Source organism: Panacibacter ginsenosidivorans, from assembly GCF_007971225.1.
Lineage (GTDB): Bacteria > Bacteroidota > Bacteroidia > Chitinophagales > Chitinophagaceae > Panacibacter > Panacibacter ginsenosidivorans.
Genome location: NZ_CP042435.1, coordinates 2,224,651 through 2,247,953, shown reverse-complemented (window position 1 = coordinate 2,247,953; position 23,303 = coordinate 2,224,651). Strand labels below are relative to the sequence as shown.

General features: G+C 37.6%; 25 protein-coding genes and 1 tRNA gene. 14 read left to right on the top strand and 12 right to left on the bottom strand.

Going from position 1 to position 23,303, the window contains the following annotated elements; translation table 11 throughout:
• Nucleotides 1–50: 50 nt before the first annotated feature.
• From pepT to FRZ67_RS09395, 3 genes are all read right to left on the bottom strand, one after another.
• Nucleotides 51–1,295: a peptidase T gene (gene pepT, locus FRZ67_RS09405; protein ID WP_147189308.1), complete on the bottom strand. Its 1,245-nt coding sequence runs from the start codon at nucleotides 1,293–1,295 to the stop codon at nucleotides 51–53.
• Nucleotides 1,296–1,486: 191 nt separating this feature from the next.
• On the bottom strand, nucleotides 1,487–2,848 hold the full coding sequence (gene tig, locus FRZ67_RS09400) for a trigger factor (protein WP_147189307.1): 1,362 nt from the start codon (nucleotides 2,846–2,848) through the stop codon (nucleotides 1,487–1,489).
• A 61-nt stretch (nucleotides 2,849–2,909) separates the two neighbouring features.
• Nucleotides 2,910–2,994, bottom strand: a tRNA-Leu gene (locus tag FRZ67_RS09395).
• Nucleotides 2,995–3,237: 243 nt separating this feature from the next.
• Between FRZ67_RS09395 and FRZ67_RS23490 the strand changes: the two genes are divergently transcribed.
• From FRZ67_RS23490 to clpX, 4 genes are all read left to right on the top strand, one after another.
• Nucleotides 3,238–3,411, top strand: coding sequence for a hypothetical protein (locus tag FRZ67_RS23490; protein ID WP_192903906.1), 174 nt, complete (start codon nucleotides 3,238–3,240; stop codon nucleotides 3,409–3,411).
• A gap of 158 nt (nucleotides 3,412–3,569) precedes the next feature.
• Nucleotides 3,570–4,259, top strand: coding sequence for a ClpP family protease (locus FRZ67_RS09390; protein WP_147189306.1), 690 nt, complete (start codon nucleotides 3,570–3,572; stop codon nucleotides 4,257–4,259).
• 113 nt (nucleotides 4,260–4,372) lie between these two features.
• Complete coding sequence (locus tag FRZ67_RS09385; protein WP_225975560.1) at nucleotides 4,373–5,005, top strand: ClpP family protease; 633 nt, start codon at nucleotides 4,373–4,375, stop codon at nucleotides 5,003–5,005.
• Nucleotides 5,006–5,101: 96 nt separating this feature from the next.
• Nucleotides 5,102–6,337, top strand: coding sequence for an ATP-dependent Clp protease ATP-binding subunit ClpX (gene clpX, locus FRZ67_RS09380; RefSeq protein ID WP_147189305.1), 1,236 nt, complete (start codon nucleotides 5,102–5,104; stop codon nucleotides 6,335–6,337).
• A 266-nt stretch (nucleotides 6,338–6,603) separates the two neighbouring features.
• Here the strand turns inward: clpX and FRZ67_RS09375 are convergent, their stop codons facing one another.
• The 4 genes from FRZ67_RS09375 to FRZ67_RS09360 are packed head-to-tail and all read right to left on the bottom strand — an operon-like array spanning nucleotide 6,604 to nucleotide 9,627.
• A complete protein-coding gene (locus tag FRZ67_RS09375) occupies nucleotides 6,604–7,746 on the bottom strand; it encodes an acyl-CoA dehydrogenase family protein (protein ID WP_147189304.1) in 1,143 nt (380 codons plus the stop codon).
• 59 nt (nucleotides 7,747–7,805) lie between these two features.
• Nucleotides 7,806–8,522, bottom strand: coding sequence for a ComEA family DNA-binding protein (locus tag FRZ67_RS09370; RefSeq protein ID WP_147189303.1), 717 nt, complete (start codon nucleotides 8,520–8,522; stop codon nucleotides 7,806–7,808).
• 35 nt (nucleotides 8,523–8,557) lie between these two features.
• Entirely contained in the window at nucleotides 8,558–9,334 is a 777-nt protein-coding gene (locus FRZ67_RS09365; protein ID WP_147189302.1) for an MBL fold metallo-hydrolase, read from the bottom strand.
• Nucleotides 9,335–9,351: 17 nt separating this feature from the next.
• On the bottom strand, nucleotides 9,352–9,627 hold the full coding sequence (locus FRZ67_RS09360) for a hypothetical protein (RefSeq protein WP_147189301.1): 276 nt from the start codon (nucleotides 9,625–9,627) through the stop codon (nucleotides 9,352–9,354).
• A gap of 304 nt (nucleotides 9,628–9,931) precedes the next feature.
• Between FRZ67_RS09360 and FRZ67_RS09355 the strand changes: the two genes are divergently transcribed.
• The 8 genes from FRZ67_RS09355 to FRZ67_RS09320 all read left to right on the top strand — a co-directional run bounded on the left by FRZ67_RS09355 (nucleotide 9,932) and on the right by FRZ67_RS09320 (nucleotide 16,742).
• A complete protein-coding gene (locus FRZ67_RS09355; protein WP_147189300.1) occupies nucleotides 9,932–10,390 on the top strand; it encodes a MarR family winged helix-turn-helix transcriptional regulator in 459 nt (152 codons plus the stop codon).
• Between the two features lie 61 nt (nucleotides 10,391–10,451).
• Nucleotides 10,452–11,174 carry a pirin family protein gene (locus FRZ67_RS09350; RefSeq protein WP_147189299.1) on the top strand — a complete coding sequence of 241 codons (723 nt, stop codon included), beginning with the start codon at nucleotides 10,452–10,454 and terminating at the stop codon, nucleotides 11,172–11,174.
• Between the two features lies 1 nt (nucleotide 11,175).
• Nucleotides 11,176–12,045 (top strand): pirin family protein, encoded by an 870-nt coding sequence (locus tag FRZ67_RS09345; protein WP_147189298.1) that lies wholly within the window; start codon nucleotides 11,176–11,178, stop codon nucleotides 12,043–12,045.
• A 38-nt stretch (nucleotides 12,046–12,083) separates the two neighbouring features.
• Nucleotides 12,084–12,611: a YceI family protein gene (locus FRZ67_RS09340; protein ID WP_147189297.1), complete on the top strand. Its 528-nt coding sequence runs from the start codon at nucleotides 12,084–12,086 to the stop codon at nucleotides 12,609–12,611.
• A gap of 191 nt (nucleotides 12,612–12,802) precedes the next feature.
• Nucleotides 12,803–13,513, top strand: coding sequence for a pirin family protein (locus FRZ67_RS09335; protein WP_147189296.1), 711 nt, complete (start codon nucleotides 12,803–12,805; stop codon nucleotides 13,511–13,513).
• A 95-nt stretch (nucleotides 13,514–13,608) separates the two neighbouring features.
• Nucleotides 13,609–14,172, top strand: coding sequence for an NADPH-dependent FMN reductase (locus tag FRZ67_RS09330; protein WP_147189295.1), 564 nt, complete (start codon nucleotides 13,609–13,611; stop codon nucleotides 14,170–14,172).
• A gap of 58 nt (nucleotides 14,173–14,230) precedes the next feature.
• Nucleotides 14,231–16,078, top strand: a complete 1,848-nt coding sequence (locus FRZ67_RS09325; protein ID WP_147189294.1) for an amidophosphoribosyltransferase — start codon at nucleotides 14,231–14,233, stop codon at nucleotides 16,076–16,078.
• 169 nt (nucleotides 16,079–16,247) lie between these two features.
• Nucleotides 16,248–16,742, top strand: coding sequence for a SixA phosphatase family protein (locus tag FRZ67_RS09320; protein ID WP_147189293.1), 495 nt, complete (start codon nucleotides 16,248–16,250; stop codon nucleotides 16,740–16,742).
• Nucleotides 16,743–16,751: 9 nt separating this feature from the next.
• Here FRZ67_RS09320 and FRZ67_RS09315 read toward each other — a convergent pair whose 3' ends face one another.
• On the bottom strand, nucleotides 16,752–17,819 hold the full coding sequence (locus tag FRZ67_RS09315; RefSeq protein ID WP_147189292.1) for a glycosyltransferase: 1,068 nt from the start codon (nucleotides 17,817–17,819) through the stop codon (nucleotides 16,752–16,754).
• 262 nt (nucleotides 17,820–18,081) lie between these two features.
• Here FRZ67_RS09315 and FRZ67_RS09310 point away from each other — a divergent pair, with 262 nt between their 5' ends.
• Nucleotides 18,082–18,330, top strand: coding sequence for a hypothetical protein (locus tag FRZ67_RS09310; RefSeq protein ID WP_147189291.1), 249 nt, complete (start codon nucleotides 18,082–18,084; stop codon nucleotides 18,328–18,330).
• A 199-nt stretch (nucleotides 18,331–18,529) separates the two neighbouring features.
• Here FRZ67_RS09310 and FRZ67_RS09305 read toward each other — a convergent pair whose 3' ends face one another.
• From FRZ67_RS09305 to FRZ67_RS09295, 3 genes are all read right to left on the bottom strand, one after another.
• On the bottom strand, nucleotides 18,530–20,698 hold the full coding sequence (locus FRZ67_RS09305) for a xanthine dehydrogenase family protein molybdopterin-binding subunit (RefSeq protein ID WP_147189290.1): 2,169 nt from the start codon (nucleotides 20,696–20,698) through the stop codon (nucleotides 18,530–18,532).
• A gap of 22 nt (nucleotides 20,699–20,720) precedes the next feature.
• The gene (locus tag FRZ67_RS09300; protein WP_147189289.1) at nucleotides 20,721–21,188 is read right to left on the bottom strand and encodes a (2Fe-2S)-binding protein; all 468 of its coding nucleotides are present in this window, start codon (nucleotides 21,186–21,188) and stop codon (nucleotides 20,721–20,723) included.
• A gap of 176 nt (nucleotides 21,189–21,364) precedes the next feature.
• The gene (locus FRZ67_RS09295) at nucleotides 21,365–21,745 is read right to left on the bottom strand and encodes a transmembrane 220 family protein (protein WP_147189288.1); all 381 of its coding nucleotides are present in this window, start codon (nucleotides 21,743–21,745) and stop codon (nucleotides 21,365–21,367) included.
• Nucleotides 21,746–22,063: 318 nt separating this feature from the next.
• On the opposite strand from FRZ67_RS09295, the gene FRZ67_RS09290 reads away from it, so the two are divergent.
• The gene (locus tag FRZ67_RS09290; RefSeq protein ID WP_147189287.1) at nucleotides 22,064–22,258 is read left to right on the top strand and encodes a hypothetical protein; all 195 of its coding nucleotides are present in this window, start codon (nucleotides 22,064–22,066) and stop codon (nucleotides 22,256–22,258) included.
• A 106-nt stretch (nucleotides 22,259–22,364) separates the two neighbouring features.
• Here the strand turns inward: FRZ67_RS09290 and FRZ67_RS09285 are convergent, their stop codons facing one another.
• Nucleotides 22,365–23,078: a DUF92 domain-containing protein gene (locus FRZ67_RS09285; protein WP_147189286.1), complete on the bottom strand. Its 714-nt coding sequence runs from the start codon at nucleotides 23,076–23,078 to the stop codon at nucleotides 22,365–22,367.
• Nucleotides 23,079–23,303: the final 225 nt, after the last annotated feature.

Here is a 23,303-nt window from a genome sequence, read left to right as displayed (position 1 = left end):
TGTTAGATTTTAAAAAGGAAAGATAAGCATTGGAACATCAAGTTTAAAAATTAACTGTTCTCCTCCCATACCTGTACAAGGTTTACCAAAACTTCTACTGCTTTCTCCATATCCTTAACAGCAATCCATTCATGCTTGCTGTGTATAGCCTGCATGCCGGTAAAAATATTCGGGCAAGGTAATCCCATAAAACTTAAGCGGCTACCATCTGTTCCGCCACGAATTGGTTCATTCACTACATTTAAACCTGCACGTTTGTATGCTTCTGCTGCAAATGCAGAAACCTGTGTATGCTGATCCAGTATTTCTTTCATGTTGCGATACTGTTCCCATACTTCAAATTGCATACCTGCTTTGGTATGTTTGCTCATTACTTCTTCAGCAATGGCTTCCAGTCTTTTCTCATGCTTTTCAAGATTGGTTGTAATAAAATCGCGGATAATAAATTCTATGGTTGCTTTTTCTGCAATTCCATTTACTGAAACAGGATGCACAAAACCTTGTCTTCCTTTGGTTGTTTCAGGACTGAATTCATTTTTTGGTAATGCGGCTAAAATTTCTCCGGCAATCTTTAAAGCATTTACCATTTTGTCTTTTGCATAACCTGGGTGAGAGATAACCCCGTTTATAATAATCCTTGCGCCATCTGCACTAAATGTTTCATCTTCAAAAGTGCCGGCTTCGCCGCCATCTAATGTGTAGGCATAATCTGCACCTAACTTTTTGAGATCGAGTTTTGCGGTGCCTTGTCCTACTTCTTCATCAGGCGTAAAAAGAATTTTAATATCTCCATGTCTTATTTCAGGATGCGATACAAGATAGTTTGCCATATCCATAATAACAGCTACACCGGCTTTATCATCAGCGCCCAATAGTGTTAATCCACTTGCAGTGATAATGTCATTACCAATATGTTTTTCTAAATAAGGATAATCTTTTTTACTGATCACCTGTGTTGTATCATCTGGCAGTATAATGTCTTCTCCGCTATAATGTTTATGTAGTATAGGTTTTACGTTGGTGCCACTGCAATCAGGTGCTGTATCTACATGACTGCAAAAACAAATTGCAGGAACTTTTTTATCTGTATTGGAAAGAATGGTTGCATACACATAACCATATTCATCTGTATGCGCATCTGCCAAGCCAAGACTTAATAGTTCTGATGTTAATACCTTACTTAGATCTTTCTGCTTTTCTGTGGTAGGATGTTTATGGCTTGTGGGGTCACTTTGTGTATCTACCTGTACATAACGCATGAATCTTTCTGCAACCGTGAATAGGTAATCTTTCATTAAACACGAATTTTTTGAACACGAATTTCACGATTTACATTAATGGACGCAAATGAAATCTAATTTTCAATTGAAAGAAGAACGATGAAGTGAGTGACACAAGAGGCGACGCCATGAAAACCCAAGCTTGTAAAATAAAAAACCCGGAACTTATAAAAGCCCCGGATAACTATAGTCAGAGTGAAAATTTATTAATGATGATGGTGATGCAACTTCTTTGCAAAATCTTCTGCACTGATGCTCTCTTCTGTTGCCTGAACCTGCTGCTCTACTAACCTGAATAATTTTTCAGTCTGCAGTTTCATATATGTTTCTTCCACGAACTTTTGATCTTTCATCATGCGGTTGGCATATTCATCAAGCCATGGTGCTTCGTCAAGATTCTGCATGCCCATATAACCTGCTATTTGGTTAAGTGCAAACTGCCTGATCTCGGCCGGGTCAACAGTGATCTTATTTTCATTAATTAGCTTGCTGCTGATTAATGACCATTTCAACTGGTTTACAAAAGAAGGATATTCTTTTTCTGTCTCATCGTCAGTTTTCTGTTTTTCACTGCCATCTTTCAACCATCTTTTCAGGAAGCTTTCCGGAAAGTCCATAGTGGTGTGATCTGTAAGATGGTGATAGATCTGATCGTGTACCTGGTTACTGCTTTGCGCGGCATAATAATTTTCGATCTCTACTTTCACTGCATTGCGAAACTCTTCTTCAGTTTTTATGCTGCGGCCGGGATAAACTGTTTCAAAGAATGATTCAGTCATTTCAGCTTTTTCAACCAGGCCTACTTTTGTGATAAGTAGTTTAAACAATTTATCTGCATCTTCTTTGCTGTCTTTATTAAGGCCAAGATCGCCGATTACCCATTCTCTTTCTTTTTCGTCAAATGCAGTGCTCAGCTGAATTGTGATGGTGTCATCTTTCTTTTTACCGATTAATTCAGGGCGAACTGATTCGGCAAAATATTTTACCAGTAAAGAGTTAGATTTTATTAATCCCCCTTCAATAGCATTACCGTCTTTATCAACCTCTGTAAATTCTACATTCAGCACATTATTATCGCCGCTTACAGCTTCAGGCTCTGTCATTTTACCGTGACGGGTTGTTAAACGTTCTACTTCTTCATTTATCATTTGCTCTGTAACCTGTATTACATACCGGGTAACTTTTATATCTGAAATATGTAGATCGAAAGCAGGCTTTAATCCTATTTCAAAAGCAAATGCATAATCAGCAGGATTATTCATATCCAGCATACGTGCATCGTTTTCCAGGGGTAAAGGCTGGGCAAAAATATCAAGTTGCTCCTGCACCATATAATCCTGCAATTGCTTTTCCACAAGGCGTAAAACTTCATCAGAAAATACACCCTGGCCATACATTTTTTTCACGAGGCTGGCGGGTACCATTCCTTTACGAAAGCCAGATATATTAGCTGTTTTAGCATATTTCTTCAGGCTGCTTTCAAACGATTGCAGGTAATCTTCCTTCGCCACTTTTACAATAAGCTTATCTGTAAGCTTACCGATATTTTCCCTCGTAACAGTTGCCATAAAATAAATTGAGAATTTTAAGTTTTGGCTGATAAGTCGTTCATACAACTTATCAGCCATTTGGTGCGGATGATAGGAATCGAACCTACATGCCTTGCGGCGCTAGATCCTAAGTCTAGTGCGTCTGCCAGTTTCGCCACATCCGCAGGAATCCCGGTAACAAATTCAAATCGGGGGCGCAAAAATAGGGAATTTACACAAAAGGGCAAGTGTAGTTGAATTGTTTGTTTGCAAAAGTTTTGTATTGCCGGCTTTTATACTGCTATTTAGCTTCGTTGTGTCACTCACTTGTACACTTCGCACACTATTCGGCTATGCTCATCTATTAACTTTTTTGCTTTCAACAGGCAGCATTACCTTTAGTTTTTATAACATTACAATTCGTAATTATGCAGGAACTTATTGACCGATTGAAAGCGCAGGGGTTAACGGAAGAGCAAGCCTATAAAGCCATTGAAGTAATTAAGGACTTTGCCAAAGAGAAATTTCCCATATTCGCAGGGGCTATCAATAAACTTTTTGATAAATACGGCCCAAAAGAGGAAGAAGACTTTATGCCATAATGTATTTTTCTCAGGGAAGAATTGTAATAACGATAAACAATGGAATGCAAATGATAGACTTTTCTGCCCTTTTGACGTGAAAAGCCGTTTGCATGGTATTTGGTATCTTTTGGCGTTGATTGTTCAAAACACTTATCTTCAATCGAAAATAATTACAAATGAATTTTGGAAAGGAATTTGAAAAGTATGCTGTGAAGCATCAGGGTATCAGCAGCAGTACGCTGCATAGCTATCTTAATCACAATGTAACAAATCTTACGCCATACATTATAGAAGAAAGACCATTGAATGTAGCGAGTATGGATGTATTCAGCCGTTTGATGATGGATCGCATTATCTTTCTCGGCGAAGGCATTAATGATTATGTGGCAAACATTGTAACCGCACAGCTATTATTTTTAGATAGTACAGATCGCACACGTGATATACAGATGTACATCAACAGCCCGGGTGGCAGCGTTTATGCAGGTCTTGGTATTTACGATACCATGCAATTTGTAAGCCCTGATGTATCTACAATTTGCACAGGCATGGCTGCAAGCATGGGCGCAATTTTAATGTGTGCCGGTGTAACAGGTAAACGCAGTGCTTTGAAACATGCACGGATTATGCTTCATCAGCCAAGTGGTGCAATTGGCGGGCAGGCAACAGACATCGAGATCACTGCAAGGGAAATAAAAAAGATCAAACAGGAATTGTATCATGTTATAGCACATCATACTAACCAACCTGTAGAAAAGGTAGCTATAGATTGTGATCGTGATTTTTGGATGACAGCAGATGAAAGTAAAGCTTATGGATTGGTGGATGAAGTATTATTAACTAATCCAAGAAAGGAAAAGAAGTAACTGCGAATGCTCATTCTATAGCAAAACGCATAAGAGTGCGACGCAACAGGCGATGCCATAAAATACAAAAGTAGGATTCACAAAAACTTATACTTACAATATAGAACGTTAATATGATGCAGTCAAAATATATTATTCATCCTGTAATGGATGAAGAAGAAGAAAACGAAAAGGAAAATAAACCGGAAGCACATAGTCCATTTCTGATGAAAAAAATGGAGCAGCTTTTTTTGGAAAAAAGAGCTGTGTATCTATGGGGCATTGTAGATGATAAATCTGCAAGAGACATTGTTTCAAAACTTTTGTTACTTGATGCAGACAAACCGGGTGATGAGATCAGATTCTTCATCAATAGTCCGGGTGGAATGGTTACCAGCGGTATGGTGATGTATGATACCATGCGCTTGATAAAATCTCCGGTAAGCACCATTTGTATGGGTCTTGCTGCAAGTATGGGATCTATTTTATTAAGTGCCGGCACAAAAGGAAAACGGTTCATTTATCCTCATGGTGAAGTAATGATACACCAGCCAAGTCTTGGCGGTTATTTCCAAGCCACATCGGCTGATATTGAAATTCAAGCCAATCAAATGCGCAAAACAAAAGAGATAGGGGCAAAGATATTAGCTGAAAACTGTGGCAAAACGGTAGAGCAGATCATGAAAGATTTTGACCGTGATTATTGGATGGACGCCAAAGAATCAGTTGCTTATGGTATTGTAGACAAGGTATTGGATAAGCTTTAAGCCTGACTTAAAATTTTTTAAAAATCACTTACAGCGATTTAAGTATTTTTGCTGTGGCCCTGAAACCCCACAAATACTTAAATCGCTGCATTTATTATGGCAAAACAAACAAATTTACATTGTTCCTTTTGTGGGAAAAGCCGTGATGAGGTGAAAATCCTTATTGCCGGCCAGGAAGGGCATATCTGCGAAAATTGTGTAGAGCATGCCCAGGAGATCATTGTACAGGAGCTACAGAAAAGACACGAGATTCAAACAACGCAATATCGGTTTAACATTCGCAAACCGATGGAGATAAAACAGTTTCTGGATGAGTATGTGATTGGTCAAACAGATGCAAAGAAGATATTATCAGTTGCGGTTTACAATCATTACAAAAGAATTACTCAGAAGCAACAGAATGATGAGGTTGAAATAGAAAAAAGCAACATCATTATGGTTGGGGAAACAGGTACGGGCAAAACATTGCTTGCAAAAACAATTGCACGTCTATTGAATGTTCCTTTTGCTATTGTTGATGCAACTGTATTTACAGAAGCGGGTTATGTTGGTGAAGATGTTGAAAGCATGCTTACCCGGTTGCTGCAGGTTTGTAACTACGACGTAGCTGCTGCAGAAAAAGGTATTGTATACATTGACGAACTTGATAAGATTGCCCGTAAAGGAGATAATCCATCTATTACCCGTGATGTAAGCGGCGAAGGAGTACAACAGGGCCTTTTAAAAATGCTGGAAGGGACGGAAGTATTAGTGCCACCACAAGGCGGCAGGAAACATCCTGAGCAAAAGATGATCAAGCTGAATACGAGCAATATTCTTTTTATATGCGGTGGCGCATTTGATGGTATCGATAAAGTGATTGCACGCCGTATCAATACGAATGCAATTGGGTTTAATGTAAATAAAAATGAACAGGAGCAACAACGTCAAAACCTTTTGCAGTTTGTAAATGCACAAGATCTTAAATCATTTGGTTTGATTCCCGAATTGCTGGGCCGGTTGCCGGTTGTTACACATCTTGACCCGCTGGATGCAAAGACACTTCGCTCCATTCTTACCGAACCTAAGAACAGCCTTGTAAAGCAATACACACGCTTGTTTGAATATGAAGGCATAGCACTGAAGATAGAAGATGAAGTACTTGATTTTATGGTGAAGAAAGCATTGGAATATAAATTGGGTGCAAGAGGATTAAGAACTATTTGTGAACATATTCTTACAGATGCCATGTTTGAATTACCGGGTACAGGAGTAGAGAAATTAGATGTTTCACTTGAATATGCAGCAGAGAAACTGGGCAACAGCAAATTGAATATGCTGAAAGTAGCTTAAGAAATTTTTTTAGATAATTTGAAAGCAACGTTAATAGCGTTGCTTTTTTTATTTTATGGTTTCGGCTTCAGTTTTCATGTCATCAACTGTTGCGTCGCACTCTTGTACGTTTGAGCATAAGCAGCAATGGAAAACTAAATGGCGTAAAAAAAATATTTACTGCGCCTTTGCATCTCTGCGGTTTATAATGTTGCACAAAGATCAGAAAGTACAAGAGTGCGACGCAACAAAAATTTAATGCTGATTCTAAAGCTTGGTTTATAAAACTATCCATTCAAACTTTCCCTTGCAATAACGATCTTCTGCACTTCGGAAGTGCCTTCTCCGATAGTACAAAGCTTGGCATCGCGATAAAATTTTTCTACCGGAAATTCTTTTGTATAACCATTGCCACCAAAGATCTGCACGGCATCATTGGCAACTTTTACAGCAACTTCGCTGGCATAATATTTTGCCATGGCGGCTTCCCGGGTTACTTTCTCTCCGCGATTCTTAAGATCACATGCTTTGAGTGTAATGAGTTCTGCAGCCATTATCTCTGTTGCCATATCTGCAAGTTTAAAGCTTACGCCCTGAAAATTTGAAATGGGCTGATCAAATTGATGACGATCTTTTGAATATTGCAGTGCGGCTTCATAAGCTCCTTTTGCAATGCCCAAAGAAAGTGAAGCAATGGAAATACGTCCGCCATCCAAAACTTTCATGGCTTGTTTAAAACCAGCGCCCACTTCGCCAAGGCGTTGAGCGTCTGAAATAGTGCAGTTATCAAAGATCATTTCTGCAGTTTCGCTGGCACGCATACCAAGCTTGTTTTCTTTCTTGCCACCCATAAAACCTTTAGTACCACGCTCTACAACAAATGCTGTTGAATTGTCTTTTGTGCGTGGTTCTCCGGTTCTTGCAATTACTACTGCAACATCCCCTGTTTTGCCATGGGTGATCCAGTTCTTGGTCCCGTTAATAATCCAGTTATTGCCGTCTTTTATGGCGGTACATTTCATGTTGCCTGCATCACTGCCGGTGTTTGGTTCTGTAAGTCCCCATGCACCGATCCATTCTGCAGATGCAAGTTTTGGAAGATATTTTTGTTTTTGGTCTTCATTGCCAAAAGAAAGGATATGACCTGTGCAAAGTGAATTGTGTGCTGCAACGCTAAGCCCAATTGAGCCACAGACTTTAGAGATTTCTTCAATTACAGTTTTATATTCAAAGTATCCAAGACCAGAGCCTCCATATTGTTCAGGAACAAAAACACCCATCATTCCGAGATTACCCAATTCCTTGAAAACTTCTATAGGAAAATGTTGTGTTTCATCCCATTTCATTACATGAGGCTTTATGTATTGGTGTGCAAAATTCCTGGCTGTATCTGCTACTTGTTTGGTTATTTCTTGTTGTTGAAAATTCATAGCTAACATTTGTTAGTTCGCAAATGTAGTGGATTCACTAACAAGTTTGAATTTAAATTTTAGTTATCACCCGAAAGAGTGAGATAGGGTAGAATAAGTTGGAAAGCTGAATCAGATAAGCCATATGTTTTGCTGACATCATTTATAGATTTAAAACCATGTATACTGTTCCTGAATTTTATAATGCGCTTACTAAGTATATCTCCTATGCCAGGCAAAGCTTTAAAATCTTCCTCACTTGCAGTATTTATGTCTATTTTTTTTATTACTGATTTAGGTTTTTCTTGATTGTTTTCATAAGCTGATTCTTCTTCTTTGTTGGAGTAGCGGTTTGCAATTTTTATAAATGGAATGAGTTTGTTTGCTTCTTCCTCTTCGAGGCCATAAATTTTGCGAATATCCTCTGCAGTTTTAAAGTGCCCTCCTTTACTTCTGTAATTGATAATTGTCTGAATGGTTTTATCTCTTAAACCAAGTTGCTTAAATCCTGCTGCATCAAGTGTATTTGGATCAAAGTAGAAAAGTTTTATAGAATCAATGGAATTCTTTGTTTGTTGTATTTTGTCTAAATTATTTACAGCAGAATCTTCCTGTATATTTCCTAAAACCGAATCAAGCTGCTTTTGCAAAATTTCATCAACAACTGGTGGTGCAAATGATTTTGCATAAAAAAAGGGAACAATAATACTAATGATCAAGATACCCAGGAAAATAAAAACTGATGCACGTTCACCTTTAGTAAAAGTGAAATAATCTTTCCAAATTTTGTTTGCCATAAAAAATTAATTTTTCAACTAATTCTCATGTAGGGTTATATGCTGATCTGTAAATTATCATAAGCTAATTGAATGCCTTTTGGCAACATGGCATCTATTTCATCATGTTTTCCTAACTGGTGACTGATATGCGTAAAATAAACTCTTGGCACTTCGAGTTCCTGCGCAAGATCAACTGCTTGTTTTAAAGTAAAATGCGAGATATGATCTTCTTTTCGCAGTGCATTTAATACAAGAGCTTCAGACCCTCTGATCTTTTGCTTTTCATTTTCCTCAATCCTGTTCGCATCAGTAATATATGTAAAATTTCCGAAGCGAAAGCCATACACAGGCATTTTATAATGCCATACCTGTATAGGCGTTACTTTTATATCGCCGATAAAAAAAGGAATCTCGTCAATAGTATTCAAATTAATTTCCGGGATGCCCGGGTAGCGTTTATCTGAGAACACATAAGCAAATTCTCTTTTTAAAGCTTCTTCTGTAAGCGAGTTGGCATAAACTTCCATCGCACGATTCGAAAAGAAATTGTACGCTCTTACATCATCCAGGCCTGCAGTATGATCTTTATGCGGATGCGTGAACAATACGGCATCCAGTTTTCTATTATCAATACGCAACATTTGTTGCCGAAAGTCAGGTGTGGTATCAACAACAATAGTTGTTGTTTCAGATTTCACCAAAATACTGCTGCGTAATCTTTTATCTTTTGGATTTGTCGAGGCGCATACTTCGCATGGACAAGCTATCATAGGCACACCGGTACTGGTGCCTGTTCCAAGAAATGTTATGTGGAGATGAGGTTGGCTCACAGGCCAAAAATAATGGACTATTTTGTTTCAATCACCGATTTCTTCATTACCTCTTCATATAATTTCTGAGACTCATGTGTGAGCTTGTCAAATTCTATTTGTAATTGAGGGATCAGTTCAAGTAAGGTATTTATGCGGCCTTCTGTATCTAAAAATTTATTGAGCACCACCATTCTTTTCTGCTCCAGCAAACACCAGCCGCTCTGGAAAGTTCCTCTTTCATACCGCGTAGTATAACCAGATTCACTCAAAATATCTTCCAGTTTATCGAGATTGGATTGCGTAAATTTCATACAGCAAATGTAGTTATACCTTTCAGCAGGTGACATTGCTTTTATCCACAGAAATCTAATAATAAAGTGAAAAATCGTGAGCCGGGCTTCGGTGCAGGAATTTAGCTGCAGTTGCGTCGCACTCTTATACCCAAGTATGTATTGCGGCAAATACAACAATTTGTTCATTAAAGAGCAAAACGTATAAGAGTGCGGCGCAACAGATGTTCAATGCCTGATTAAAAGCCGGTACTAAAATCATCTTTAACAAAATATCAGTGAAAAAAATTTGGAAATAATACATGTATATACATACATTTGCCTTGTGAAATTAGAACAGGCAATAAAAAGTACAAAATTTAAGAGCGAAGTGCATAAAGCAGGTTTGAATATTTTATATACAGCCTGGTGGTTAAAAACCATCATGAGTAAAGAATTAAAAGAATACGGGTTAACACATGAACAATACAACGTGTTAAGAATACTGAAAGGTAAGTACCCTGATCAAATGTGTGTAAGAGATATTGCCTGCCGAATGATAGAGAAAAATTCAAATGTACCACGTATTATAGACAGATTGGAAGTAAAGAAACTGGTGAGAAGAAGTACATCAGCAGAAGATAAAAGGGAAACAGTTATTACGATTACACAAGCGGGTATTAATATTTTAGAAATGACAACCGCACGTATAGATAACCTATATGCAAAAACAGTTACCATGGATGACGAGTCGGCAATAATTTTAAATAATCTGCTGGAGCAGTTAAGAATAACCGAAGAATAAATTTTTTTACACAAATACATGTATATACATGTATAAAAATCAAAACAAAAAAGGAGTATTTATGAAAACTATCTTACACAAAGCCGCCGAGAGAGGACACGCCAATCATGGCTGGTTAGATAGTTACCATTCTTTCAGCTTTGCACATTTCTATGACCCTGAAAAAGTTCATTTTGGTGCATTGCGTGTGCTGAATGATGATACAGTTAAAGCCGGATTTGGTTTTTCAAAACACCCTCATGATAATATGGAAATAGTTTCCATCCCGCTATTCGGGGATCTGGAGCATAAAGACAGTACCGGCCGCCATGAAATCATTAAACAAAATGATGTACAGATCATGAGTGCCGGCAGCGGTATTGCCCATAGTGAAATGAACGCCAACAAAGACAAAGAAGTAAAATTCTTGCAAGTGTGGGTATTTCCTAAAGAACAAAATATTACACCGCGCTACGAACAAAAAACTTTTAATCCCGAAGACAGGAATAACAAGATACTGACAGTAGTAGCACCCGATAATAAAGATGCAGTCTGGATAAACCAGGATGCGTGGTTTTCATTAGGAAAAATGGATAAAGATTTTTCTACAACCTATTTGATAAAGAATAATGGGAACGGGGTATATGCTTTTGTATTGGAAGGCGAAGTGACGATTGGTGGTCAGAAACTTGGCAAAAGAGATGCATTAGGAATTTGGGATACAGATAACATAAGCATTACAGCAACCACAAATGCTGAAGTATTATTGATAGACATTCCAATGAAATTAGAAGGAGTAGCGTAATATGAACAACAGAACAATTAAACAAACATTATACGCACAACAATTTGATATGGGCGGCTTTCCTGTAAGACAACCATTTCCTTCAGGAAAAACAGAACAACTAGATCCATTTCTTTTATTACATCATGCAGATGTAAAAGTACCACAACATAAACCTGTTACGCAATCAGGTGTTGGTCCACATCCGCACAGAGGTTTTTCTCCTGTTACATTTATCTTCAAAGGTGGCGTGCATCATAGAGACAGTCGCGGAAATAATAATACCATTTACGCAGGCGGCACACAATGGATGAATGCAGGTATGGGAATTATTCACAGCGAAAGACCTCCACATGATATTTTTGAAATAGGCGGAAGACAGGAAATTATACAGCTCTGGGTTAACTCTCCTGCAAATCATAAAATGGATCAGCCACATTATTATCCATTAACAGCAGAAGAAACGCCAACCATTCTTTCAGAAGATGGATTAATAGCAATACATGTAATTGCAGGTGAACTTGATGGTATTAATGGAAAGATTCCAACACTTACACCTGTAAACACTTTTACTGCTGAGTTTAAAAAGGGTGGTAAATATTGCTTCACCATCCCTGCAAACCATAATGCATTTATTTATTTACTCGATGGAAAAGTAAATGTAAACAATGAACATGCAGTAGATGGAAAGTATGCAGCCGTATTCAATAATGATGGTGCAGGTTTTGAAGTAGAAGCATTCGAAGATACAAGGTTCTTCATTGGTTCAGGAGAACCACTTAATGAAAAAGTCGCTTCTCACGGGCCATTTGTAATGAATAATGAAACAGAATTATTGCAGGCTTTTCGCGATTATCAAATCGGTAAAATGGGTATTTTAATTGAAGACTAAATAACAAACATAATAATAAATCACACAAACCAAGTATTATGGCAACGTACAAATTCGACGCATCACACTCAGAGGCTACATTTAAAGTAAAACACCTTATGATTTCAAATGTAACCGGAAGTTTTTCAAAATTCGATGCAACACTTACAGCAGACAAAGAAGACTTCACAGATGCAAAAGTTACTTTCGAAGCAGATACGAATAGTATCAGCACGAACAATGAACAAAGAGATGGTCATTTAAAAGCTGATGATTTCTTTAGCGTAGAAAAATTTCCAAAGTTGACATTTGAATCAACTTCAATAACTAAAAAGAATGAGGAAGATTATATAGTAACCGGCAATCTCACCATTCGCGATGTAACAAAACCTGTAACACTCGATGTTACTTACAACGGTTCAACAATTGATCCATGGGGGCAAACAAAAATAGGTTTTGAAATTAACGGAAAGATCAACCGTAAAGACTTTGGCTTGGTATGGAATGCAGTTACAGAAACCGGTGGCTTTTTATTGAATGATGATGTAAAGTTGCATGTGCAGGTACAATTTATAAAACAAGCATAATTATAAAAGTGCCAGGTAATATGCCTGGTGCTTTTTTCTGTTGAACCGGGCAGCAGCGCTACCATTAAGCTTTTGTTGCGTCGCACTGTTCAAGGTTCATCGCAATGGTAAACAAATCCGGTTATAATTATAATTTTGATCTGTAATAAAAGTCATCACGAAAAAGATTTCCTCTTTAAGAAATAAGATATATGCAATACATTATTCATCGCAAAGAAGACCGCGGCACAAAAGACATTGGCTGGCTCATCAGTAAGTTTTCATTCAGCTTTTCGTCTTACTACAATCCTTTAATGAAAGGCTTTGGACTACTCCACACTCTCAACGATGATATTGTAAAACCCGGTGGTGGTTTTGGTTTGCATCCACACACAAATATGGAGATCATCAGTATTTTACTACAGGGCAAAATGAATCATAAAGACTCAATGGGCTACAGCGATATAGTAGAAAAAGATTGGGTGCAGATAATGAGCGCAGGCAAAGGATTAAAACATGAAGAATACAATATTGGTGGAGATGATGTAAACTTTTTACAGATATGGATTGAACCAAAGCTGCAAAATATTGAACCTAGATATCAACGAAGAAATTTTCCGAAAGACAAAAGGAAAAATATTTTAAAAACAGCCTTAAGTAACGAAGAAGGACAGGAGCATTGTTGGATCAATCAAAATGCCAAGATCAGCCTTGGGTATTTTGATGCAGGTAAAACAATTGAATACAAACTGAATCCATTAAATAAAGGCGTATACATTTTTGTAATGGAAGGAAGTTTACAAACAGCAAACGAAACGATCAATAGAAGAGATGCAATAGGTTTTTGGGAAGCAGATACAATTACATTACTGACAACAGCAGCATCAGAATTTATAATAATAGAAGTACCGATCAATCATTAATGCTGCACCGTTTTATAAAGTACAAGTGTGCGACGCAAGGAACGATAAGTAAAGAACAAAAGGATGGGTACACAAAATAATAATGAATAACAATTATGAACATAGAAATAATCTCAGGAAGCCCGAGAAAAAATAGTTTATCACACAGGGTAGCAATATTTCTGCATAAATATATGAGTGAAAGAACGGAACACAATATAAACATAATCGACGTGAGAGATTGGGCTTTCCCATTGTTGCAACAGGAAGTGTTTACAAGTGTTGAACGAGCGCCCGAAGAATTGAAACCTTTGGCAAAAAGAATGTTTGAAGCCAATGCTTTCATTATGGTAAGTCCGGAATATAATGGCAGTTATACACCAGCGTTGAAAAATTTATTCGATCATTTTCCTAAGCAAATGCATAAGACTTTTGGTATTGTTACTGCTTCGCCGGGTATAATGGGTGGTATGCGTGCCACACAACAAATGCAACTGTTAATTAATGCTTTATTTGGTATCGGATCTCCTCACATGTTGGTTACACCAACGGTAGATAAGAAATTTGATGTGGACGGAAACCTGATTGATCCTTCCTTTCAGAAAAATATTGATGTGTTTGTGGGTGAGTTCCTGTGGCTTGCAGAAGCGCTGGCCCCGGAACTGCAACCCATTGTATAAATAACTTTTTTTAACGGTAACTAACCGTAAATTTGCGGCTTCTTTTCGTAAAACCATCATGAGCGACGAAATAAAACATGAATGTGGGTTAGCCTTCATTCGCCTCCGAAAGCCTTTTTCTTATTATCTCCAGAAGTATGGAACAGTTATGTATGGTCTTAACAAGCTGTACCTGTTGATGGAAAAGCAACATAACCGTGGCCAGGATGGGGCAGGTATAGCTGCAGTGAAATTGAATGTAGAGCCTGGACATCCGTTTTTATTTAGAACACGCAGCAATGCACAACAACCAATAGCAGACATATTCTTTAAACTTGGCCAGGAGATTCAGGAGCTGGAAAAATATCAGCCAGATATTAAGCAGCATCCGGGTTTAATGAAAGGTCATGTACCGGCATTAGGTGAGTTATTGCTTGGGCATTTACGTTACGGCACACAGGGTAAGAATAACGTAGAATTTTGTCACCCCTTTATAAAAAGAAATTTAATTCCCGGAAGAAATTTAGCACTTGCCGGGAATTTTAATTTAGTAAATACAGAAGAGCTTTTTGCATTGATCAATGTTGATCCAGGGGAATTTCAACGTCAAAGTGATCTTGCTGCAATGATGGAAGTGGTGCATCATTTCCTTAGTAAAGAGGAAGAGAAAAGTCCTAATGCAGCAGATATTGCAACAGTACTTAAAAAAGCTACGCCGCTTTTTGATGGAGGTTATACTATCGGTGGTTTGATTGGTAATGGTAATGGTTTTGTAATGCGTGATGCACATGGTATTCGGCCGGCTTATTATTACATAGACGATGAAGTAATTGTAGCAGCAAGCGAAAGAGCATCTATACGCACTTCTTTCAATGTGGGCGAAAACGAAGTGCTTGAATTAATGCCTGGTAATGCATTGATCGTTGATAACGATGGCAATTATAAAGTAGAGCAAATTCTGGAACCAAAAGAAAGAAGGGCCTGTAGTTTTGAACGTATTTATTTCAGTCGCGGTAGTGATGAAAAAATTTACAGGGAACGCATTGCATTGGGACATCACTTAAGCAAAGCCGTACTCGAAGCTGTTGAATATGATCTTAAGAATACTATCTTCTCATACATTCCAAACACAGCAGAAGTTGCATTCTTTGGTTTGATAAAAGGAATGGAGGAATATCTTAACAAACGCAAGATAGAACGCATTCTTAGTTGGGGAAATGATTTTACGCCTGAGAAACTCGAAGAGATGATCAACCGTAAAATTCGCCAGGAAAAGATTGCCATCAAAGATGTGAAGCTTCGTACATTTATTACAGAAGATTCCGGCAGAAACGAAATGGTGCAGCACGTTTACGATATAACCTATGGTACCGTTCGTAAAGATCTGGATACACTGGTTGTAATAGACGATAGCATTGTTCGCGGAACCACTTTAAAAGAAAGTATTGTGCGCATGTTGGCAAGATTGCATCCCAAACGTATTATCGTTTTATCTTCCGCGCCACAGATCCGTTACCCTGATTGTTACGGCATTGATATGAGCAAGCTTGGTGATTTCATTGCATTTCGCGCAGCTATCGAATTATTGAAAGAGCGTGATATGGAAGAAACTTTGAATTGTGTATACGAAAAAATAAAAGAGCTGCAGCGTAACAATCAATTGCACACAGAGAATGTTGTTCGCCAGATTTATAAACCTTTTACTACTGAAGAAATATCTGCAAAAATTGCTCAACTTATAACACCTAAAGAAGTAATGCTTCCGGTTGAAGTTATATATCAAACTATCGAAGACCTGCACGACAGTTGTCCTACCAATACCGGCGACTGGTATTTTACCGGTAATTATCCAACGCCAGGAGGAAATCGCGTTGTAAACAAAGCATTCATTAATTATTATGAAGGCAAGAATGTAAGAGGTTATTAAGTTTTTTTGAGCCCAACTATATTGCAGGTATTTAGCTTTCGTTGCGTCGCACTCTTGTACGTTTAAAACTTTGCTAAGCATAAATAAAAAGTAAGCATGTATACATGCTTACTTTTTATTTTAAAATACAATGATAGTGTTTAATAATTAAGATTTGTATCTTCAATAGATGAAAGCCTTGCTATTGATCCGACATGCAAAAAGCAGTTGGGATACGCCATCACAAAAAGATTTCGACAGGCCATTGAATGATCGTGGTCATCACGATGCGTATGCAATGGCGGAAAGGCTACTCGATAAAGGAATAAAAATTGACGCTTTTATTTCCAGTACTGCAAACCGTGCACTTAGTACTGCCAGGTATTTCGCAAAGAAGTATAATGTTTCAGAACATGATATTATAAAAGCATCTGAATTATACGAAGCACCTTTTGATGTGTTTTACGATGTGATTCGAAAAGTTGATAATAAATTTGATTCAATTGCCATTTTTGCCCATAATCCCGGTATTACTGCATTTGCGAATGACCTTACAAAAACAAGGATCGATAATATGCCAACCTGTGGCATATTTGCTATTCAAACCAATATAAAAAACTGGAAAGATTTTGAAGATGCAACAAAAACATTTTGGTTTGTTGATTATCCCAAATTAAAAGAATAGTTGCTGCAACTATACCCCGCAATCGAGACTTATTAAAAAGTCATCTATCACCTTTTCATAAAAAGGTTCATCCAACCCAGGAATCACATAATCAAATTTTTCTGCTTTCAGTATGTGAAATAATAAATCGTCATCCTGCTTGCATTTATAACACCATTGTTGTTGCATAAGATGATCTGCTAAATACTCCTGTTCTGTTTGCCCGGGAGTTGGCATAAGGATAGATTTTTTTCCAAGCGATAATAATTCCATTATTGTTGTGTAACCTGCGCGGCTTATGATATATTCACTTTGTAGAAAAGCGTTTTGCATTTCATCTGTTGTGAGATGATTTTTTATGTTAATCAATCCAGGAGCAATATCTGATTCAGGCTCTGTTGGTTTTCCCCGAACAACCAATATTTTTCCTGAAAGCTTTGGCGTAATAAGCATTATTTTTTCTTCCAATATCGTTCTCTGGGGCTCTGGTCCCGAAAGAACAAAAAAATATTTGTAAACATTTCCTTTTTTTTCTTCCCTGCTAAAACGGGATAACGGCCCAATATATTTGTTAATGCCTGGTGGCATTATTTCAGGATGCGATAAAAGCCCGGCAATATTTTTTTTGCCTTCGAAGTCGGGTATCCAGCATTCAGTAAAACGACTTATAAACCTGTAATTTATTTTTTGTATAAAATTCTGTAACCAGGGGAATGGCGATTTTACAATAAGCTGGTGTGTAATGAATATGCAGGGAACTTTATTAGTATGCAAACCATACCTGTTGTCTGATATCACCACATCTATATCATATTTGTCAACTATCCCCCCCAGGTCAGTATGTTCATGCCTGATTCTTAGCAGAATTTTAGGTGTTTGCCACAATATTTTTGCCCCCAGCCATCGTTTATATTTTGAATATCTGACGTTGTATCCTTTTAACTTAACAAACTCGAGGCCCGGAAATTCTTTCTTTAGCAGGTTCAATTGTTCTCCATCAGAAGCAATAATAACTTTGCAGCCTCTTTTTTGCAGGTATTTTATGATAGGTATACAACGCGAGGCATGACCTAGACCCCAGTCTAGAGGTGCTATCAATACCGTTTTGTGAAAGAGATGACTTATCAAAATTTAATAGAAAATTGTTATTGTGTAAAAAATACCTAATTTTAAAAATACTTATTAATGCGTAAGATAAACCAATGGATCATTTTTTTGTTTGTAGTTACATTGACGATGTCATCCTGCGGCGCAAGCAGGCACAGCAGTGATGTAAATTACGGTAAGTGCAAATGTCCAAAGCTTTAGACAATATTATTTTCGATTTTTATTTTAAAACGATTGTAACCCCAGACTTGTTATGAACCCCCGAAACAGAGACTTGCTGGTACTTACAAAAAAGGAAACAATGAAGCCCGGTGAGCTTGAACATGAAGTTGAGCTACTGGTGGATCTGCTTTATCATGTAGAGCAAATGGATGCATTTTGTACTGCAAACGAACTTATTGATCTCAATCGTTACAAAATCATTCAAAAGCCGCACCTGATAAAACAGGCCGTAAAAGAAAAGAAATTAAAGCCTTTTGTTTTTATCAGCAACAACAATTAAAAGAGCAAAGCAGCAGAAAATTATTGAACTCCGGAAACGGAGTTTTTTATTTTAATTAACCAGGCTTTGGATAAGTAATTAAACTATTGTTGCGTCGCACTCTTCAGGGTTCTGTTCTTTGTGGAGCAATGAACCAAATGTACAAGAGTGCGACGCAACGAAAGATGCTATAAAAAAACAAATGTTGGGTACAAAAAACTTACACTTCATCTAAACTAAAAGGCAATTTCCTGATTCGCTTACCTGTAAGATCGAAAATTGCATTGGTTAATGCCGGCGAAAATGGCGGTAAACCCGGCTCACCAACACCACCGGCTTTTTCATCATTATCCATAATGTGCACTTCTATTTCGGGGGCATCTGTAAAACGCGGCATCCTGTATCTATCAAAATTCTTTTCAACAGCTTTGCCATCTTCGAAGGTTGTTTCATGTACCGTAGCTGCGCCAAGCGCCATCATAATGCTGCCTTCTACCTGTGCCTTAATGATATCAGGATTTACATACCAGCCGCAATCCATTACTGCTATTACTTTATCTATCTTAACGCCGCCTGATGGTTTTTTTGAAACTTTTACCACTTCGCCAACAATGCTGTCGAAACATTCAGTGATAGCAACACCCCAGCCTTCATTCTTTCCACGCGTTTCCCAATTTGTCACCTCTGATAATTTATCAACGAGCACGGCATAACGTGGATTACTTTCTAAATGCGCTCTTCTAAATGCAAGCGGATCTTTTTCTGCAGCTATTGCCAATTCATCTATAAAACTCTCATATGCAAATCCATTGGTAGATGCATATACGGAGCGCCACCACATAACAGGTATGGGAGATGCAGTTGGTACATCCCCAAAACTATAATCAGGTATTACATCTAAATAAGGTTTCAAAAGCCCTTCTATCGTACTGCTATTATATTTGCTTTTATCTGCATTGGGCCCTTGCTGATCCATATTTTGTGTGGCCATTTTGGTTTGCATGGCGGCAATCCTGCCTCCGTTTATAGCGCCTTTGCAACCATAAACTGCTCCAGGTCTGAAAGGCCCTTGCGTCATATCGTCTTCCCTTGTCCAAACAACCTGAACAGGCGCTTTAATTTCTTTTGATATTACCACTGCTTCATGTGGATAGTCAGTAAATGCTTTTCGGCCAAATCCACCACCGAGGAAGGTCATATTTACTGTTACATTTTCAATTGGTATACCCAGGTGTGTACTAATATCTGCCTGTATCCAATCAGGGCCTTGTATGGGACCCCATATTTCACATTTGTTATCATGTACGTGCGCCACACAATTCAATGGTTCCATGCAACTGTGGCTTTCATAAGGGGTCTCATATACGGCTTCTACTTTCTTTGTTGCTTTATCAAAAACCATTTGAAAATTACCGGCTGACCTGTCGTTCAGATGATCTTTGCTTAAATCAGCTTTCATTCTTTCATATAACTGTGCAGTGCTCAAATGTTCAAAGCCATCATCATCCCATTCAACTTTTAAAGCTTTTCTTCCCTGCATGGCAGACCAAACATTATCTGCTACCACGGCAACACCTTCCAGTAATGAATCAAAAACACCACGTTGAATTTTAAAAACATGTTTTACACCAGGAACTGCTTTTGCGGCACTGTCATCAAAGCTTTTCACTTTACCAACTATACGCGGGCAGCGTTCAACAACGGCATACATCATCCCCTCTAATTTTTTATCTATGCCAAATATTGCTTTGCCATTTACTTTAGAAGGTGTGTCCTGTCTGTGTAAAGGCTTGCCAATGATTTTATAGGCTTCCCTCTTTTTTAATTGTACATTTTTTGGAGCTTCTGATTTTGCAGCTTCTTCCGCCAGCTCCCCATATCCAAATTTCTTTCCTGTTGGTTTATGTATAACCGCAGCGTTTTCTGCATAACATTCGGTGTTGGAAACATTCCATTTTTTTGCAGCAGTTGCAATTAGCATTTCCCGGGCAGTAGCGCCCATGCGCAACAAATTTTTATAGGAACCACGTACAGTAGAGCTACCACCTGTTATCTGGCTACCATATTTCTTATTATTTCCCGGTGCAAATTGAATATTTACATCATTAAGATTCACTTCCAGTTCTTCAGCTATCATTTGCGGAACTACCTGGTAAGCGCCCTGACCCATTTCGGAACGATGATTCATCAGTGTAACCTTACCTGCTTTGTCAATTGATACCCATGCATTCATTTCTATACTTAGGTTAACCGCATCTTCACCTGTTATAATTTTTGCTTTATTTTTTGCCGATGCTGGTAAATAAAGTCCTACAGTTAGCGCCGCCCCTGAAATGCCTGTAATTCTTACAAAATTGCGACGGGATACGTTTTTATTGCTAGTGTTCATTGTTACAGTTTTAATTAGTGCACTAAGATTTGGACATTATTTCAGCGGCTGTATGTACAGCTTTGCGGATGCGTACGTAAGTACCACAGCGGCATATATTTCCCTGCATCGCCACATCAATATCCTTATCTGTTGGTTTTGGATTTTTCTTTAACAGGGCTGTTGCAGTCATGATCTGCCCACTCTGGCAATAGCCGCATTGTGGCACTTGTTCTGCAATCCATGCCTGCTGAACCGGATGTGAATTATCTTCCGATAATCCTTCGATCGTAGTGATCTTTTGAGTTGCCGCAGCCGAGACTGGAATAGAGCAGGAGCGTACTGGTGTACCATTCAGGTGCACAGTGCAGGCACCACATTGTGCAATGCCACATCCATATTTTGTTCCTGTAAGACCAGCCAGATCCCGTATTGCCCACAATAGTGGCATTTTAGGATCTGCTTCAATTTTGTATTGCTTATCGTTTATCTGTAATGTATAGGCGGCCATATAGCAGGGATTTTTTGTGAAGAAAATCTAAGTTACAAAATAGCTGTATAGAGATGTATAAATTGTTTAATCAGAAGAATGTTTTTGTGGACGGCTAATGGTGCGTATAGCAGCGCCTATTGTGTCACTCACTTGTACTTTCGGTGCACTATTGAACAATAAAAGAAAAGGAATTATTAGACTGATTGTTTTCTTTTGCGTGCATATAAAAGATCTATCAGCAGCACAATTATCAAAATAACTAATCCAAAAAATTCTCTTGTTTCTTCCACCCATGGTTTTTCCGCTTTCATAGTTTCTGCAATGTTTTCAGCATGATGTAATTCAAGCCAATCCAATAAGCCATTTTGATCGAAGATTTTGTATACTGCATAAACAGCATATACAATAATCCCTGCTATATATGCTTTCGGGTAAAACTTTTTACGTGAAGCCTGCCAGCATAATGCTGCTGCATATAAATAGATAGGCATCCATATATAAGGATCCGGGTCATTGTACTGAAGAGCTGCAAATAATACAAACAAAAAAACAAAAATGAGATTAAAAATTTTCATTGAATTAGTGTAATATTTTATGTGTTAAAAGCTATGCAATCATTATTAGATGCAAGTTTGAATTATCATATAAATATACTTAGTAGTTCTTCTTTATTTATAGTTTAACATAATTTGTGCATCAGTTTACTTATGTTAAATATACTGAAAACCTTGCTAGTATTGATTTTTAGAAACCATGCATTATATAAAAAATGAGTCTAATATGGGAAACATTTTTGTTCTTTTTTTTAAAATAATCACTTTCATTTTGATGTATGGCATAATAGTTGGCTATAAAATAGAAATTATTTTTCCTTTTAATCAAAAGAGTTAACCATGAAAAAACTATTATTCGGAAGCATGATGCTCATGCTTGTTGCAGCGTATGCTTCAAACAAAGACAACAAAAGTAGCGTAGCATTTGCACAAAGTAATTGGAACAATATTACAGATACTGTTCCCAAAGACACGTCTGATACAACGCACAAACCAGAGTCTCTTTTTATTGCTAATTTACTCGCAAAAAATTAGAACTATTTTTCTAAAGCCTTCACAGATTTTTGTTGAATTTAATAGCAAGAATTATGTGAAGGCTTTTTATATATATTACAAAAAGCAGTACAAATAGTAATTATAATTATAGCAAATACAAAAGTAATGCTGTAATTGCTGCGGTAAAAGTATTAAGAAAATTAACGGTATTATTTCCTAATAAAAATTTTCTTTCTGCTGTTGCACCTAAAAGAGAGTCTGCTAAATTACCTGTTGTTCCTGCTACTATAATCAATAAAATATATTTATTAGTCCAGTCAAACCCAATGGCGTAAATGATTGCTATAATACTGCTTCCGGCTAAGCCAATCAATGTGCCTTCTATACTTACTACTCCGTTTAAACCACGCTGGTCTTCTTTAAAAGTAATTATGTTATAAAATTTACTGCCATAGATATTGCCAAGTTCGGAAGATAATGTATCTGCTGTGGCAGAAGAAAACACTGCTGCAATCATTAAACTTACCAGCTCTTTTTGTAGCGGGTATAACCATATTATTATCGATAATAAGGCCGCTATCCCTGCATTTGCAATCACTTGTGGGGCTGTTCTTTTCCCTTTATTTATTTCTGCCAGACCAAGTTGCTGTTTTGCTTTTATTTTCCATAAGGTGGCGGCTGTACCAAGAATAAAAAAAGACGTCATCATTATAACGCCGGTATAACCTGTGCCGATAAATACAAACCAGGCGATGATTGCACCGGTTAGCGCAGCATGAATAGTTAGTTTTTTAAAAATGATGCTTAATAATACTCCTGTAATGATGACGATGAGTATGACAATATCATGGAAATGCATTTATGAATATATACATTAAGGAGCATGTGCAAAGCTGATACTATTAGAAAAATGTGCTGATGCCGCTGATTGCTTTATTGAATGATTGTAATTGTTCATATACTCTTTGGCGTACAAGAGTGCGACGCAACGAAAGCTTAATAGTGATTCTTTCGATTGGCTCATAAATTTTTTCAGATAATTATTGTATTGGTAATAAAGGGCGGAGATAACTCTATTCAACGT

Excerpts from the sequence above, each read along its gene's own strand:
- pepT (WP_147189308.1), bottom strand. The coding sequence starts at position 1,295 with ATGAAAGATTACCTATTCACGGTTGCAGAAAGATTCATGCGTTATGTA.
- tig (WP_147189307.1), bottom strand. The coding sequence starts at position 2,848 with ATGGCAACTGTTACGAGGGAAAATATCGGTAAGCTTACAGATAAGCTT.
- FRZ67_RS23490 (WP_192903906.1), top strand. The coding sequence starts at position 3,238 with ATGCAGGAACTTATTGACCGATTGAAAGCGCAGGGGTTAACGGAAGAG.
- FRZ67_RS09390 (WP_147189306.1), top strand. The coding sequence starts at position 3,570 with ATGAATTTTGGAAAGGAATTTGAAAAGTATGCTGTGAAGCATCAGGGT.
- FRZ67_RS09385 (WP_225975560.1), top strand. The coding sequence starts at position 4,373 with ATGATGCAGTCAAAATATATTATTCATCCTGTAATGGATGAAGAAGAA.
- clpX (WP_147189305.1), top strand. The coding sequence starts at position 5,102 with ATGGCAAAACAAACAAATTTACATTGTTCCTTTTGTGGGAAAAGCCGT.
- FRZ67_RS09375 (WP_147189304.1), bottom strand. The coding sequence starts at position 7,746 with ATGAATTTTCAACAACAAGAAATAACCAAACAAGTAGCAGATACAGCC.
- FRZ67_RS09370 (WP_147189303.1), bottom strand. The coding sequence starts at position 8,522 with ATGGCAAACAAAATTTGGAAAGATTATTTCACTTTTACTAAAGGTGAA.
- FRZ67_RS09360 (WP_147189301.1), bottom strand. The coding sequence starts at position 9,627 with ATGAAATTTACGCAATCCAATCTCGATAAACTGGAAGATATTTTGAGT.
- FRZ67_RS09350 (WP_147189299.1), top strand. The coding sequence starts at position 10,452 with ATGAAAACTATCTTACACAAAGCCGCCGAGAGAGGACACGCCAATCAT.
- FRZ67_RS09345 (WP_147189298.1), top strand. The coding sequence starts at position 11,176 with ATGAACAACAGAACAATTAAACAAACATTATACGCACAACAATTTGAT.
- FRZ67_RS09340 (WP_147189297.1), top strand. The coding sequence starts at position 12,084 with ATGGCAACGTACAAATTCGACGCATCACACTCAGAGGCTACATTTAAA.
- FRZ67_RS09335 (WP_147189296.1), top strand. The coding sequence starts at position 12,803 with ATGCAATACATTATTCATCGCAAAGAAGACCGCGGCACAAAAGACATT.
- FRZ67_RS09330 (WP_147189295.1), top strand. The coding sequence starts at position 13,609 with ATGAACATAGAAATAATCTCAGGAAGCCCGAGAAAAAATAGTTTATCA.
- FRZ67_RS09325 (WP_147189294.1), top strand. The coding sequence starts at position 14,231 with ATGAGCGACGAAATAAAACATGAATGTGGGTTAGCCTTCATTCGCCTC.
- FRZ67_RS09320 (WP_147189293.1), top strand. The coding sequence starts at position 16,248 with ATGAAAGCCTTGCTATTGATCCGACATGCAAAAAGCAGTTGGGATACG.
- FRZ67_RS09310 (WP_147189291.1), top strand. The coding sequence starts at position 18,082 with ATGAACCCCCGAAACAGAGACTTGCTGGTACTTACAAAAAAGGAAACA.
- FRZ67_RS09305 (WP_147189290.1), bottom strand. The coding sequence starts at position 20,698 with ATGAACACTAGCAATAAAAACGTATCCCGTCGCAATTTTGTAAGAATT.
- FRZ67_RS09300 (WP_147189289.1), bottom strand. The coding sequence starts at position 21,188 with ATGGCCGCCTATACATTACAGATAAACGATAAGCAATACAAAATTGAA.
- FRZ67_RS09295 (WP_147189288.1), bottom strand. The coding sequence starts at position 21,745 with ATGAAAATTTTTAATCTCATTTTTGTTTTTTTGTTTGTATTATTTGCA.
- FRZ67_RS09290 (WP_147189287.1), top strand. The coding sequence starts at position 22,064 with ATGAAAAAACTATTATTCGGAAGCATGATGCTCATGCTTGTTGCAGCG.
- FRZ67_RS09285 (WP_147189286.1), bottom strand. The coding sequence starts at position 23,078 with ATGCATTTCCATGATATTGTCATACTCATCGTCATCATTACAGGAGTA.